Here is a 14055-nt window from a genome sequence, read left to right as displayed (position 1 = left end):
ACCATATTGAGGAGGACTTTATTATGCAAGCACTATTAAAAGAAGAAGTTCAGCAGCCAAACCCGTCCAGGAAAAAGCATCCTCTTGGATTGTATATGCTGTTCGCGACTGAGGCATGGGAGCGCTTCAGTTATTACGGAATGAGGGCAATCCTTGTTCTTTACTTAACGGCAACTGTTGTAAACGGCGGGCTTGGAGTCGACAAATCTACGGCTATGGGCATATACGGATTCTTTACTGGTGCCGTTTATATTACGCCAATGATTGGCGGATACTTAACTGACCGTTTCATAGGCAGAAGATTGGCGATTACGATTGGTGGCATTTTAATGGCGCTTGGTAACTTTTCGCTATTCGCAAGTCAGAGTTTGACGGCGCTTTACATTGGTCTTGGTTTATTGATTATCGGTAATGGTTTCTTCAAGCCAAACATCTCGACAATTGTTGGTGATCTTTATGAAGACAACGATCCGCGTCGTGATGGAGCTTTCACCATCTTCTATATGGGTATTAACGTTGGGGCTTTCTTCGCACCATTAATAGTTGGACTTATGAGCTATAAATATGGGTTCCTGACAGCAGCAATTGGCATGATTGTAGGGCAGTTAGTTTTCAACTTATTAGGCAATCGTTATTTAGGCGATATCGGTAAAGAACCTACTGGTAAACCGGAAGTTACAGCTGGTCAAAAGTCAGCTGCACCGTTAACGAAAAGAGAACAAAAACGTACAGCGGCAATCGTGATTTTGGCAGTCTTCGTTATTGCGTTCTGGGCCGCTTTCGAGCAGGCAGGAAGTTCATTGACATTGTACGCTAATGACCAAATTGATCGGACTGTATTTGGTTTTGAGGTTCCGACTGCTTGGTTCCAATCATTGAACCCATTATTCATCGTGATTTTAGCGCCAATCATGTCTGCTTTATGGTACAAGCTTGGCAGCTCAAAACGCGGTGACTTAAAAACTCCAACGAAGATGGCTCTTGGTTTGGTCACTGTTGGTTTAGGTTTCTTAGTACTGCTTCCTGCTGTTATGTATACAGGAAACGATACAGCGCTGAAAGTAAATATCCTGTTCATGATTGTAACGTATTTCCTTCATACATTAGCCGAATTAATGATTTCACCAGTTGGCTTATCAATGGTAAGCAAAATTGCTCCAATCAAGCTTGCCTCTCTTCTAATGGGAGTATGGCTGGCAAGTTCCGCGGTAGCTAATATGGTAGCCGGCCAATTAGCTGCATATACGCAGTCTTTAGGTTACCTGGAAATCTTCAGTGTAATTGGTTTTGTAACAATTGGTTTAGGTATTGTACTATTGCTTCTTTCGAAGCCAGTAGCAAAGCTGATGAAATAATGAGAAAAGGAGCTGACCCAAAAGGCATATAATGTGCCTTTTGGGTCGAGCTTTTTTGTATATGGCCGTGCTTTGTGGAATATCATTGGTGTATTTATGTCTGAATGCCCTAATCTTTCTTGAATCTCATTTACGCCTGCCCCAGCTTCAATGAGAAGGGATGTGTGGGTATGTCTAAGCTGTGTGGAGTGATGTGCTTGTCTACATCCAAATGCTTCATTAAACGCTGTAAACGCAATACCACTTGCTTCATAACCCTTGGATGCCCGATGTTTTCAGCAAAAATGAAATCTTGATCCTCATATACTAACCGTTGTTTCATTTTCAATTCCATCTGCTCACGCTTGTGTCCTCTGCTTTAGAACATTATCTAAAAGTACACACTGTGATATAAATTGAAACGCCGTATACGCGAACCGTACGTACGGTGTTGTGAGAGGGGCGAAAATAAACTTATTTTCTCCCTACTCGATTATGCAACTAAACCAGCTAATAGTTTGTCAACATTTTTCAATGAACTTAAAATATTTCATGCTATACTAAATTTGCGCATGCCAAATAACCTTCCAATGAACTGTATTTGGAAAGTTTTGTACTATTTAGTTATACTTTTAAACTAGGCTAGATCTTGGAAAATCGAGTTGTTTTGTAATAGTGCACAAATCCAATGTAGAAGCTTATTGGCACATGCTATCACAGCTACTTTAAAGGGCTTTCCTTCTTCACGTTTCTTATCATAGAACCCTCGTAATCTCTTGTTCCGAGGGATGATTTCATCTGTCGTTTTCTTTTTGCGACAATCACGAATGGCACAACGAACGGCCATATATAAGGCATGTCGTAGTCTACCAGAACCTCTTTTGGTAATCCGATTTACTGTGCCTTTAAATTTACCTGATTCAAAGATTCTTGGATCGATTCCGGCAAATGCCACTAGTTTTTTAGGGTGATTAAACCGATCAATCTCTCCAATTTCAGAAATAATCGTTGCCGCGATTTTTTTACCGATTCCAGGGATGGATTGGATAATCTTATATTCTTCAATTTCTTTTGCCAAAGCATTTATCTCGTCTTCAAATTTTGATAGGTGCTTTTGGTATTCTAGAAGCATTTTTATATACATCTCTAGGCTTAAAATGTGACTCTGATATAAGGTTCTCTGAAAAGGATTTCGAGCTGAGGCAGCCATAAGTTTCTCTGCCTGTGTATTCGCCCACTTTCTAGAACGACTTGGACAAAGTTCATTAATCCTATTTGCTACAGTTTCTTCATCGACTGCTGTTATGTCTTCAGAAGTAGGGAATTCTAATAGAGTAAGCAAAGAAACAACCGAATACAAATCTCCAAAAACCCCTCTATATTCAGGAAATACTTGATCAAGAACAGCCTGGAACTGTAGTTTTGTTTGTACATAGATACTTGTTATATTTGCGTGTTGTCTTGAAAGATTACGAAGATTTAAGAGTTGTATCCCTCGTTTTTTATAAGGCTCTAAATCCTCTTTATAGTACAGCTCGCAGAGGTGACGTGCATCGATTATATCTGTCTTTACTTTTCGTAAACTAGAGCTCTTCGCACGATAAGAAATGAGTGGGTTAACGATAATTAATAAGTAACCTCTCTCCTCAAAATACTGTACAACGGGCGTATGATAATGCCCCGTAGATTCCAATACAATCGGAGGTTTGATCCCCGATATATTTTCTATTTCTCTCAGAAAGTGAAAGAGTGTTTCTAGTCCCTCAATGGTATGCGTAACTTTAAAACTGCCTTGATAAGGATTCTTCTTCTCCAAGAATGCTTGAACCTGACTTTCACCTTTCGCTACATCCAGACCAACAACTGGATTCATTTATTATCTCCTCCTAAAGAATATTGCCGGTACCCCTTAATCCTTCTAGTAGTATCATAGCTTCGCTTGTTATACGAGATCATAGTCCCAACCAGCCTAATCATGTTTCTACAAGTAGGGGGTGAACTGTTTAGTTGACGGGTTCCAAGCCCCAAGGGCAGGTACGTTCTACCCCGGCTACCGTTATCATATATCGATATAAAAATTGTTCAACCAGAAATAACTGGCTGACCTTTATAATACGAAGGGGCAGGTTTGTTGAAGAAGGATATTTTCTGTTTTAAGCGAATTAGAATTTCAAACAAACTTTACACGAATACAGGTATTGAAAATAACAGGAATATAGGAGGTATGAGATATGAAGATCAATAGAATAGATCATGTGAGTATAAACGTAAATGATCTTTCAGAGGCTAAAGCGTTTTTTCTTGATTTAGGACTTGAAGTACAAGCGGAATGGGAATTGGATGGAGAACAGTTGGACAGAATAGTTGGGCTTAATGATGTTAAAACGGCATGTGTAGGATTGGGGATGCCAGATGGTCAGGCATGGATAGAGCTAGTCAAATTTTATACGCCGTCAGATGAAAAAGATATTCAGCAACCTTTGGCAAATACGCTGGGTATCCGACATATTTGCTTTGCTGTTGAAGATATTGAAGCTATTGTTGCAAAATTGAAAAAGAAAGGCACGGAAATCTTTAGTGAGATACAGCAATATGAAGAAAGTTATAAGTTATGCTACGTTCGTGGTCCAGAGGGAATTATTTTAGAGTTGGCGGAGAAAATCAGATAAATATTGAATGGGACTTTAAATGATTTAGACCTCCAACTTTAAAGATTTCTTCTTAAACTATCGGGTGCTTTACTTGAAGAAGTCAAATAAAAAAGTCGGTTCCTTAACGTACAGGGAATTCGACTTTTTTATGTTTGAATTTGCTTAGCGTACAAAATTTCCGAAATGTTGGCGATACTCCTTTATACAACTAACGGGGCAGGATAGTTCCATAAGGAATACTGTTAAGTGACATTAAATTTAAAACATAATAAAGTTGTTTAAAAACGTCAGTCATGTTATCCCATTAAAGGGCCATTTTCTTGAATAAGAAGTTGCATAAAATCCCACTTTTTTATACGGCTACCAGGTGCGCGAGTGTGCACAAACGTTGATTTAACAATGATAAGATCCTGAAAAAATAATAGATTGTGACAGGTTCTTGGCGCCCAAGGGGGTTTGTGAGGGGAAACTTCTGTTAGATTAATTATGTTAACTTAATATGAATAGAGTATGCAAGACCTTTTTCGCAGGAATTCAATCATTTTATAACGAATTACTAGAAGAACTTTATACAAGAGGAAGGAGGATTATAGTGGGGATAAAAATTGACGAATACGAACTTCTTGATATAGATTCAGGCCCTTATGGAATAACTGCTGGAAAAGATGGTGCGCTATGGTTTACACAACATAAAGCAAATCAAATTGGTCGAATGACTGTTAACGGTGAAGTCACTCATTTCGTTGTTCCTACACCCAATGCAGGTGTGCTATCTATAATCTCCACAACTCAGGGTGATGTATGGTTTACGGAAAATAGGGCGAATAAAATTGGAAAACTGAAAGTAACAGGTGAAATCATCGAATATACTCTCCCGAGTCCAAATTCAGCACCTTTTGGAATAACTGAAGGACACAATGGAGACATTTGGTTTACCGAAATGAATGGAAATAGAATAGGGCGTATATTACCATCAGGTGAAATTATTCAGTATGATTTACTGAATGCTGGCTCCTATCCCTCTTTTATTGTTGCTGGACCTGACGGTGCCATCTGGTTTACTGAGAATCAGAGTAATCAAATTGGTCGGATTACGATGCTCGGAGAAGTGACTAATTACATTTTGCCAACAAAACATGCTGGTCCTGTAGGTATTACAAGTGGACCGGACGATGCACTTTGGTTTGTGGAAATTAACGAAAATAAAATCGGTAGAATTACTACCTCTGGAACAATAAGTGAATATACCATCCCTACTGCACATGCTCGTCCACACGCAATAGTAACAGGGCCTGACCGTGCTTTATGGTTCACTGAATGGGGAAGTAATCAAATTGGCCGAATTACAATGCAAGGTAAAATCACGGAGTATCTAATTCCTACACAAAATGCGGAGCCACATGGAATTGTATTAGGACCTGATGGTGCCATTTGGTTCGCTGAGGAGTGTAATAAAATAGGTCGGCTAAGTTTATTATAAAAATCCTGAAAGAAAGGCAGTGGATATCCATGGAATCAAATAAGCAACATGGACCGAATCCTACAGATAAATATCCGATTAAAGGAAATAATATTTTACAATTTATTAAAAATACAATTATTAGACCAAATATTATTGCAGGTGAATATTCTTATTACGATGCAAAAAATGGAGAATCCTTTGAAGATCAAGTCTTGTATCATTACGAATTTTTTGGTGATCGGCTTGTTATAGGGAAATTTTGTGCCATAGCACCCGGTGTGACGTTTATTATGAATGGAGCTAATCATAGGATGGATGGCTTCTCCACTTATCCGTTCAATATTTTTGGACAAGGTTGGGAGAAATACACACCAACGCTAGATCAATTGCCGTTTAAAGGGGATACGATAATTGGAAATGACGTCTGGATTGGGATGGATACGGTCATTATGCCTGGAATCAATATAGGTGATGGTGCTATTATAGCAGCCAAATCAGTTATTACTAAAGATGTGGAACCATATACAATTGTCGGAGGAAATCCTGCAAAGAAAATTAATACCCGTTTCTCAGAAGAAATCATTAGCAAATTGCTAGAAATAAAATGGTGGGATTTAGATATTGAAGTTATTTCCGATCATATTGGTTTGATAGTAAATGGAGATATAGACAATTTAGAAAACCTGAAAAATAAAATATGACAAAATAAAAACTGTCTATAAGGCCCAGTGACAGTGTTCTTGCTCTAATCCGTCAAATGTTTTATATAAAATGCAAACTAATAGGAGGATTATCATGGTCTATGTCGCACTGCTTAGGGGAATCAATGTTGGTGGGAAAAATAAAATTAACATGAAGTTGCTTAAACAAGCTTTTGAACGAGTGGGTATGAGCTCTGTAGCTACATATATCAATTCAGGTAATATTATTTTCACAGTGAATGGCCAATCAAAAACAACAATATCCCATATTTTAGAAGAGGCTATACATACAAACTTCGGATTACAAATCAAAGTTTTAGTCCGTAGTTTTGATGATTTTAAAAAAGTCATACACTCCCTTCCAGAGTCATGGACGAACGACCAACAGATGAGAAGCGATGTGCTGTTTTTATGGGACGAAATTGATGATGAGTCAGTGCTTAATAAGCTGGTCATCAAACCAGAAATTGATACGGTGAAATACGTTCATGGAGCCATTCTATGGTCGGTTGAAAAAAAAACATTACCAAATCCGGTATGACTAAACTCGTTGGTTCAAAGCCATACCAACAAATAACAATCAGAAATGTAAATACAACTCGCAAAATATACGAACTTATGCAAGCTGCAGAGGTGTGAATTACATGATACTAGCAAGAATTATTTTCTAGTAATTGGAAACTATCTGACGGATAACTATCAGAACCCTGTCACTGGGCCTATAACACTCGTTATGGTAACAAAAAAGGTTAGGTGCTTTTTTAGATATCCAACCTTTTTTTGCCGATAAGACACTTTATGAAAGTTCTGCAATAAACACCAGTTGAATTAAATTAATCGATCTTCAACAATAGGGCGCGATTCTTTAATAAGGTTCGCTTTTCTTAATGAACTAACGGGTGCTTTAGTTTAATAACTGAGGGATTGTGAAGCACCACAAGTAGAAATAATCAAACTTTTTTATAATAGTCTCATCCTTAGGAATATGGAAAACTCTATTTTGATAAATCTTTTTTCAAAATAGAGTTTTTTGCATTTGTTTTTAAATATGGATTGACTAGACTTTTTTAATTTAACTTTATTCCAAAACAATAGAACAAGAAAAACTGGGGAAATTTCAAGTTTTTCATACGTTTAAGCTACCTGGTTCTCTTCTTTCCGATCATTTGGTAAAAAGACAGCAATAAGGGAGCCGGCAAGCGGAAGAACCGAGAGTATCGTGTACACAGTTGTCACTCCAAAGATGTCCGATATTCCTCCCATAAAAACAGAACCAATCCCTCCAGCTCCCACGCCGAATCCAATCGAAAGTCCGGAGGCAAGAGCAATGTTCTTGGGAAGCATGAGCTGCATAAAAACCACGCTGATCGAGAAAGTAGAAAGAACACTAAATCCAAATAAGAGCAAAACAAGAACCGACAACACCCCATGTACATAAGGAAAAATAAGGGCAAACGGTGTTGCAATCAACATGGAGCTGACAAGTAAACGTTTCATTCCTAGTTTATCTGCAAGAACTCCGCCAAAGAATGTCCCGAGTGCACCTGCTCCGACAAAAACGAAACTGAGGATTTGAGACTGCTGGATCGATAAGTTGTGCAGGTAAAATGGCAAAAAGACCACAACCCCAACCTGGCACCATGAACGCAGGATGATGACACAGGAAAGCAGAGTTGCTCCTAGATAATTGTTGTTACCTGTTAATTGTTTATTATTATCAACTTTAACAAACTCTAATTTTTGACTTAACCAAGGCAAAATCTGTCCGGTTAATCCAAGGGATAAGAACGCTAAGGGAATGAACCATAATAGTCCGTGAATCCCTGAGTGAATTATATAGAGCGCAACTAATAAGGGTCCCAAGGCTTGTCCGGAATTACCGCCTACCTGAAAAATAGCTTGGGCAAGACCTTTTTTCGTACCAGACGCGAGGTGGACTGCCCGTGAGGCTTCCGGATGGAACACGCCGGAACCAAGACCGGAAATGGAAATAAACAGCAGCAACCAAGGAAGGGAAGGTGCCAGTGCTGTCAAAGCAATCCCCATAATGGAGCAAAACAATCCAACTGGGAACAGCCAGGCACGAGGCTTCCGATCTGCCAACATGCCCAAAAACGGTTGAGAAACGGATGACGTTAAATAGCACATCAACACTATTAAAGTGGATTGGGTAAAGTTAAGGTGAAACTCGTTTTTATAAAGTACAACTAATGCCGGGACCATCCCTGTGGTCACTAAATCATTTAAAAAATGAGCAGAACTGAAGGTAAATATTCCCCTTCTGTATAGGGGTTCTTTTCCTTTAACGATTACTTTCGAGACATTTTCCAAGACTTGCACTCCTCTCATTGCGATATCATTTAATTTGTCGATGCCTCACCCGCGTTTTTTCAATTGAGGTAGGGATAATCTTAGGGTATAAATGGATATTATTTTGCTCCATGAATGACACTTTTCAAATCTGGATACTTGTGTTTATTCTACATAGTGTGTACGATGTTTGGAAAATACACAGGTAATAAAACCATAATTGAATGTGTTTCACAAAATGTAGTAACAATAATAACTTCAAATTCCTGCCCTGCTTTTGTGACGATTATTGGATCGCTATATACCGTACGTAATTTTAGAGCATATTCTATTGCGTCTTGCCAAAACTGCACCTCTTTTGTATAACATTTACAATTCATCTTTTTTCCTCCTCGATTGAAAAGAGAATCATAATTATAGGATAGCTCCTTTGATTAACTTATTGAGAACAAAACAAACAAGAGTAATGTCATACATAAACAACTCTAATAAAATTAATAAAGAGAATGTTGACGTTGTAGACACGCCCGTTGCAAATTTATTCACTGCAACTGTCGCATAAATCGGTATACCAACTAATAACGAATCCTTCAGTTGCAAACATGACACCAATAATGGAAGCAAGAACGCCAATTCCAAATACTAAGAGACCATCGATTAATAGCTATTACAAAACAAGTTTTCCAATCCCCCTACACTTAAATTACTGCTATACTATTCATAAGACAAATACAAAATTTTTGTTTATTCATAAATTTAAATTATGAGTGGGTGAAGAAATGAATTTACATACGTTACGAATTTTTACAAATGTCGCTAAACTAGGGAGCATAACCGAAGCGGCGAATTTACTACATATTAGTCAGCCTGCTGTCACAGCTCAGGTTCGAAAACTAGAGCGGGAAATCGGGGTCAAATTAATCACTGGCAAGGGAAGAGGAATTCAGCTCACATCTGAAGGTGAGTTCCTTTTTGAGCAAGGATTACGTTTGTTTCATTTAGAAGAACAGATTGATGAAAAATTTAAAACATTTTTGGAAAAGAAGCAGAAAGTGCAAATTGCTTCCGCCATTATTGCAATGAATTATATTTTACCGCCTATAATTGCTGGTTATAAACTAGAAAATCCAGATGTCGATGTATATGTATCCTTAGGGAATGTACAATCTGTTGAGCGTCGACTCCTAAATTACGAAAACGATATTGGCTTTGTTGTGCAAAGTAACATCGGTCATGAAGATTTACACTTCGAGAAAATACTAGATGTCCCATTTTGGTTTGTTGTACATCCATCGCATCCTTTAGCGAATAAAGAGGTGACGATTTTTGATTTAAGTGAGCATGATTTTATTTATAGGGAACGAGGTAGTTCAACGCGTGATTTGTTAGAGGCGATTTTTTATAACCATAATTGCCCGTTACCGAAATTAGGCTTACAAATGCAAGGCTTACCCGAATCGATCAAAGTTGTGGAGGCAGGTTTCGGAATGTTACTCGCGCCAGCCTGCAGCGTAATTGAAGCATTAGCACAAGGAAGACTTGCCCGAGTATTTGTGGAGCAGGCGGAAGTCAATCAAAGTTTGTTTATTTGTACGAGGAAAATGGATGAGAACGAGCATCCATTCGTTCACTATTTAAAAAAGAATATAATCAAGTCAGTGACATAACGCTCTGACTTGATTTTTAGTAAAGGGCTTGTTGCACTAACGGTTGACGAGTCAGGTGCTAAAACCCTTTTAATGATTACTGCCTCTTATGTAGAAATGGTACATGGTGGAAACGGAGGCTTTACAAATGATAAATGTGTAGATGCACTAATAAAAATGTTCAATAGCATCCCTGAACCAGATGTATTATTAAGGCTGAAAAAGGAAAAGGAACATGAGAATTAAACAAAAGTTCTTATTCAGCTAACGGGTGCTTTACTTCAATAAGAGAGTTGCTTTGGCAGCTCTTTTTGTTATGGAACTATCGGGGCAGTTTAGTTGAAGAGTGCTGTCTGATCTTTATTCAACAATTGGGCCATATTCTGGAATAACGGGTAACCCCAAGACACCTGTAACTTTTACATTTAAACTTTAGCGGAAATAATAAAATTCTTTTTGGTTAAGCATTAGAGGACATTAGAATCTTTAATTCCTGGTGTTAATGTCCTCTATCCTTTATCCATCTCTACCATGCTTCCAGAACCACAAAATAAAAAATAGTCCTTGATAAGAGAAAGGCATCTTACAAAAAAGTCCCGCAGAATGAAGTCTTGCGGGACTTTTTGAATACCAGTGGTTAGCGGTTATTATCAGAATAACTAGGATTGAATTTCTTCTCCGATCGATACGAAAAGCCTTTCTCTTCATTCAAAAGCACAATTCCATCTAAAAGAACTAGCCACCATTGCTCAATGCGAACACTGGATGGCCTCGAATGATAAAAACAGGGAGTTTTTGGAAGGGGCATTAGGAGATGGTTGTTTACGGGAACTGCCTGATTTCGATATCGATGGTGAAGTAAAGAAAAACTTTGGCTATATTTCACCGCCTTAAAGGCGTTTCCAGTGTGTCTTGAGCCACTATATCTCTAAACTTGGATATTAAGAGTTAGATTTTTTATTACGCTTTTTTCTTTTTACCAAATAGACAATGAAAGAAATTAAAGCAACCATGAATATGAATATAGTAATTTGATATCCTACATCAAACCAATTCACATGTGTTTCATTCATGTTATTATGCCTCCTTTAGAAATTAACAGTGTATGTAACTGATTTACTATAACCCAGAGGTTGACGCCCAGTATGATGAAGGCGACATAGATATGTAATCATCGCTTAAATCCCTTAATATAGGGGTTTAACGAGGATTCAGAAATGAATGCTCACCTAACATGTGAATATCTTTAAAGTAGAAGGCCTCCCACAGTCTACTGACGGGAGGCCTTTTCTTATTTGTTGTCAGTGAAGACAAAATTCCATGTTGGGAATGAAATCGTTTCGAACAGCCACCTATATTTTGAGTGGTATCGAAGTAAGCGTATGGTTTAAAAAAATCAATCTCATCAACAGGCAAAGTCTGCACAAAATGAGGTTGATTTGGGATTCATAAGTTGTTCGGAGTAGGTGCTTAATCCTAAAGTTAACAGGATATTACCATTCTATGTTTCTATTTCATTATTTTTGCACTAGAACCTTCCAAACTCCCCAATAAACTTTGACTTTTATTAACGAGAATCTAGTTAAATTCAAAAAAAAGCGCTTGCATTATTAATTTTTTTGATTATAATACTTGTATACAAGTGTACTTGAACTCTATTAGAAGGTGAATTTATGGTCGAATCAAAGGAATTTCTTTATCCTGTAAAATGGCTTTCAAAAGCTTCAGCTGGTGATCGTGTAACATCCGAACTTAGAATGCGTATTATTTCGGGTATGATTGAAAGCGGTACCATCCTATCCGAAAATAAATTAGCTGCTGATTTCGGTGTTAGCCGCTCACCCATTCGTGAAGCGTTAAAAATACTGGCATCTGAAAATATCATCCGATTAGAAAGAATGGGTGCGGTTGTCATTGGTTTAACAGAAAAAGAATATGCAGAAATTTATGATGTGCGTTTACTGATCGAGACGTTTGTATTTGAACGGCTAGTAAGAATGGACACGAATGAATTAGTAATGGAACTTAGTAAAATATTAGAAATGATGAAAATTTCCATAAAATACCGAGATGCTGATGAGTTTTCCAATCAGGATGTCATATTCCATGAAACAATTATTCGGTCCATCAATCATTCCTACATCCTGATGATCTGGGATAATTTAAAATCTGTGATGGAAAGTTTGATTCTTCTATCCATGCGGAGTCGTTTTAAAGAAAAGTATGAAGACTTTACACGGATCATAAATAATCATCAACTTTATATTGATGCGATCAAAACAAAAGATCGAGACCTTATGATTAAGTCGTTACATAAAAATTTTGATGATGTTCAAGAGAAAGTTGAAGACTTATGGATGTCCCAACAGATGCTTTCAAAAGGGGTCGAACAAGAAAATGACTAGCTATATGTTAGGTGTAGATATCGGTACAACAAGTACAAAAGCTATTTTATTTACGAAAAAAGGCGATGTCATTCAGCAAGAGAATATTGGTTATCCTCTTTACACACCTGATATGACAACGGCGGAACAAGACCCTGAGGAGATTTTTCAGGCTGTTTTGAAAGCCTTTTCAAATATAACGAAACAGCATTCAGATAAAAAACTATCATTTATTTCATTTAGCAGTGCGATGCATAGTGTTATAGCTATGGATGAAAATGACCAGCCGCTAACCCCTTGTATCACTTGGGCAGATAATCGCAGTGAAGCTTGGGCCCATAAAATAAAAGATGAATTAGATGGGCATGAAGTTTACAAACGAACCGGAACACCTATACACCCGATGTCACCATTATCCAAGATCACCTGGATTGTAAATGAATGCCCAGAGATTGCAACAAATGTTAAAAAGTACATCGGGATTAAAGAATATATCTTTAAAAAGTTCTTTGATCAATATGTTGTCGATTATTCCCTTGCGTCATCCATGGGCATGCTGAATCTTAAAAATTTGGATTGGGATGAGGAAGCCCTAAGAATTGCTGGAATAACGCGTGATCAATTATCTGAGCTCGTACCAACAACAAAGATTTTTAACAACTGTGATCCGGATTTAGCCAAACAAATTGGGATTGACCCAGAAACCTCTTTCGTCATTGGGGCAAGTGATGGTGTTCTTTCAAATCTAGGTGTAAACGCTATCCGGAAAGGTGAAATCGCTGTCACGATTGGGACAAGCGGTGCGATTCGTACGATTATTGACGAGCCGAAAACAGACGAAAAAGGAAGAATCTTTTGCTATGCTTTAACGGAAAAGCATTGGGTGATTGGCGGGCCGGTAAATAATGGCGGGATGGTCCTCCGCTGGATTCGCGATGAATTTGCTTCATCCGAGGTAGAAACAGCTAAAAGACTCGGAATCGACGCTTATGAAGTTTTAACCAAGATTGCCGAACGTGTAAGACCAGGGGCTGATGGATTGTTATTCCATCCATATCTTGCAGGTGAACGTGCACCATTATGGAATCCGGACGTACGGGGTTCATTTTTCGGATTAACACTGTCGCATAAGAAAGAACATATGATTCGAGCGGCTCTAGAGGGAGTCATTTACAATTTATACACAGTATTTTTAGCCTTAACCGAATGCATGGACGGTCCCGTGACCCGAATTCAAGCGACGGGTGGCTTCGCTAGGTCGGCTGTTTGGCGGCAAATGATGTCCGATATCTTCGAATCGGAAGTCGTGGTTCCGGAAAGCTACGAAAGTTCCTGCCTGGGTGCTTGTATATTGGGGTTATATGCCACCGGGGAAATTGAGTCCTTCGAAGTAGTTTCAGAAATGATAGGCAATACCCACAAGCACACACCGATAGCTGATTCTGTAAAAGAATATAGGCAACTACTGCCGATTTTTATTAACCTATCAAGGGTATTGGAAAACGAATATACACAGGTTGCGAATTATCAAAGAAACTTAATAAATGCTGCAAAGTAAAGACATGGA

14 protein-coding genes and 2 pseudogenes are annotated in these 14055 nt (G+C 38.2%); 11 read left to right on the top strand and 5 right to left on the bottom strand.

Features of this window, described 5'->3' with window-relative positions:
* Window positions 1-23 precede the first annotated feature (23 nt).
* Window positions 24-1355 carry a peptide MFS transporter gene (locus tag AC1DVK_RS10530; protein ID WP_061461206.1) on the top strand — a complete coding sequence of 444 codons (1332 nt, stop codon included), beginning with the start codon at window positions 24-26 and terminating at the stop codon, window positions 1353-1355.
* Here AC1DVK_RS10530 and AC1DVK_RS10525 read toward each other — a convergent pair.
* The gene (locus tag AC1DVK_RS10525; protein ID WP_089364307.1) at window positions 1259-1594 is read right to left on the bottom strand and encodes a tyrosine-type recombinase/integrase; all 336 of its coding nucleotides are present in this window, start codon (window positions 1592-1594) and stop codon (window positions 1259-1261) included. The two genes, AC1DVK_RS10530 and AC1DVK_RS10525, sit on opposite strands and share 97 nt — an antisense overlap.
* A 377-nt stretch (window positions 1595-1971) precedes the next feature.
* The gene (locus AC1DVK_RS10520) at window positions 1972-3207 is read right to left on the bottom strand and encodes an IS110 family RNA-guided transposase (protein ID WP_477626440.1); all 1236 of its coding nucleotides are present in this window, start codon (window positions 3205-3207) and stop codon (window positions 1972-1974) included.
* A gap of 358 nt (window positions 3208-3565) precedes the next feature.
* Between AC1DVK_RS10520 and AC1DVK_RS10515 the strand changes: the two genes are divergently transcribed.
* The 4 genes and pseudogenes from AC1DVK_RS10515 to AC1DVK_RS10500 all read left to right on the top strand — a co-directional run bounded on the left by AC1DVK_RS10515 (window position 3566) and on the right by AC1DVK_RS10500 (window position 6787).
* On the top strand, window positions 3566-4003 hold the full coding sequence (locus tag AC1DVK_RS10515; RefSeq protein WP_061461207.1) for a VOC family protein: 438 nt from the start codon (window positions 3566-3568) through the stop codon (window positions 4001-4003).
* Between the two features lie 574 nt (window positions 4004-4577).
* Complete coding sequence (locus AC1DVK_RS10510; protein ID WP_089363944.1) at window positions 4578-5465, top strand: Vgb family protein; 888 nt, start codon at window positions 4578-4580, stop codon at window positions 5463-5465.
* Between the two features lie 29 nt (window positions 5466-5494).
* Window positions 5495-6148 carry a Vat family streptogramin A O-acetyltransferase gene (locus AC1DVK_RS10505; protein ID WP_427089175.1) on the top strand — a complete coding sequence of 218 codons (654 nt, stop codon included), beginning with the start codon at window positions 5495-5497 and terminating at the stop codon, window positions 6146-6148.
* Window positions 6149-6242: 94 nt separating this feature from the next.
* Window positions 6243-6787: pseudogene (locus tag AC1DVK_RS10500) on the top strand (DUF1697 domain-containing protein).
* 495 nt (window positions 6788-7282) lie between these two features.
* Here the strand turns inward: AC1DVK_RS10500 and AC1DVK_RS10495 are convergent.
* Together AC1DVK_RS10495 and AC1DVK_RS10490 are read right to left on the bottom strand one after the other, a co-directional pair.
* Window positions 7283-8479: an MFS transporter gene (locus AC1DVK_RS10495; RefSeq protein ID WP_477626439.1), complete on the bottom strand. Its 1197-nt coding sequence runs from the start codon at window positions 8477-8479 to the stop codon at window positions 7283-7285.
* A 149-nt stretch (window positions 8480-8628) separates the two neighbouring features.
* The gene (locus tag AC1DVK_RS10490) at window positions 8629-8838 is read right to left on the bottom strand and encodes a hypothetical protein (protein ID WP_477626438.1); all 210 of its coding nucleotides are present in this window, start codon (window positions 8836-8838) and stop codon (window positions 8629-8631) included.
* A gap of 399 nt (window positions 8839-9237) precedes the next feature.
* Between AC1DVK_RS10490 and AC1DVK_RS10485 the strand changes: the two genes are divergently transcribed.
* The 3 genes from AC1DVK_RS10485 to AC1DVK_RS10475 all read left to right on the top strand — a co-directional run bounded on the left by AC1DVK_RS10485 (window position 9238) and on the right by AC1DVK_RS10475 (window position 10998).
* Window positions 9238-10125, top strand: a complete 888-nt coding sequence (locus AC1DVK_RS10485) for a LysR family transcriptional regulator (RefSeq protein ID WP_477626437.1) — start codon at window positions 9238-9240, stop codon at window positions 10123-10125.
* A 9-nt stretch (window positions 10126-10134) separates the two neighbouring features.
* Entirely contained in the window at window positions 10135-10350 is a 216-nt protein-coding gene (locus AC1DVK_RS10480; RefSeq protein ID WP_477626436.1) for a hypothetical protein, read from the top strand.
* A gap of 519 nt (window positions 10351-10869) precedes the next feature.
* Window positions 10870-10998, top strand: coding sequence for a hypothetical protein (locus tag AC1DVK_RS10475; RefSeq protein ID WP_477626435.1), 129 nt, complete (start codon window positions 10870-10872; stop codon window positions 10996-10998).
* A gap of 47 nt (window positions 10999-11045) precedes the next feature.
* Here AC1DVK_RS10475 and AC1DVK_RS10470 read toward each other — a convergent pair whose 3' ends face one another.
* A complete protein-coding gene (locus tag AC1DVK_RS10470; protein WP_286141071.1) occupies window positions 11046-11177 on the bottom strand; it encodes a hypothetical protein in 132 nt (43 codons plus the stop codon).
* A 235-nt stretch (window positions 11178-11412) separates the two neighbouring features.
* Between AC1DVK_RS10470 and AC1DVK_RS10465 the strand changes: the two are divergent.
* The 3 genes and pseudogenes from AC1DVK_RS10465 to gntK all read left to right on the top strand — a co-directional run.
* Window positions 11413-11578: pseudogene (locus tag AC1DVK_RS10465) on the top strand (IS6 family transposase); the annotation flags it as partial.
* 199 nt (window positions 11579-11777) lie between these two features.
* On the top strand, window positions 11778-12509 hold the full coding sequence (locus tag AC1DVK_RS10460; protein ID WP_089364305.1) for a GntR family transcriptional regulator: 732 nt from the start codon (window positions 11778-11780) through the stop codon (window positions 12507-12509).
* Window positions 12502-14046 (top strand): gluconokinase, encoded by a 1545-nt coding sequence (gntK, locus tag AC1DVK_RS10455; RefSeq protein ID WP_089364304.1) that lies wholly within the window; start codon window positions 12502-12504, stop codon window positions 14044-14046. Before AC1DVK_RS10460 ends, gntK begins: the two co-directional genes overlap by 8 nt.
* Window positions 14047-14055 lie beyond the last annotated feature (9 nt).

The sequence above is a fragment of the Peribacillus sp. P4_B1 genome (genome assembly GCF_056402395.1).
Note: the sequence above shows the minus strand (reverse complement) of the source record. Positions and strands in the feature narration are given on the sequence as shown.

What these genes read in the sequence shown, in the direction of transcription:
- AC1DVK_RS10530 (WP_061461206.1), top strand. Translation starts at nt 24, where the DNA reads ATGCAAGCACTATTAAAAGAAGAAGTTCAGCAGCCAAACCCGTCCAGG.
- AC1DVK_RS10520 (WP_477626440.1), bottom strand. Translation starts at nt 3,207, where the DNA reads ATGAATCCAGTTGTTGGTCTGGATGTAGCGAAAGGTGAAAGTCAGGTT.
- AC1DVK_RS10515 (WP_061461207.1), top strand. Translation starts at nt 3,566, where the DNA reads ATGAAGATCAATAGAATAGATCATGTGAGTATAAACGTAAATGATCTT.
- AC1DVK_RS10505 (WP_427089175.1), top strand. Translation starts at nt 5,495, where the DNA reads ATGGAATCAAATAAGCAACATGGACCGAATCCTACAGATAAATATCCG.
- AC1DVK_RS10490 (WP_477626438.1), bottom strand. Translation starts at nt 8,838, where the DNA reads ATGAATTGTAAATGTTATACAAAAGAGGTGCAGTTTTGGCAAGACGCA.
- AC1DVK_RS10485 (WP_477626437.1), top strand. Translation starts at nt 9,238, where the DNA reads ATGAATTTACATACGTTACGAATTTTTACAAATGTCGCTAAACTAGGG.
- AC1DVK_RS10475 (WP_477626435.1), top strand. Translation starts at nt 10,870, where the DNA reads ATGGCCTCGAATGATAAAAACAGGGAGTTTTTGGAAGGGGCATTAGGA.
- AC1DVK_RS10470 (WP_286141071.1), bottom strand. Translation starts at nt 11,177, where the DNA reads ATGAATGAAACACATGTGAATTGGTTTGATGTAGGATATCAAATTACT.
- AC1DVK_RS10460 (WP_089364305.1), top strand. Translation starts at nt 11,778, where the DNA reads ATGGTCGAATCAAAGGAATTTCTTTATCCTGTAAAATGGCTTTCAAAA.
- gntK (WP_089364304.1), top strand. Translation starts at nt 12,502, where the DNA reads ATGACTAGCTATATGTTAGGTGTAGATATCGGTACAACAAGTACAAAA.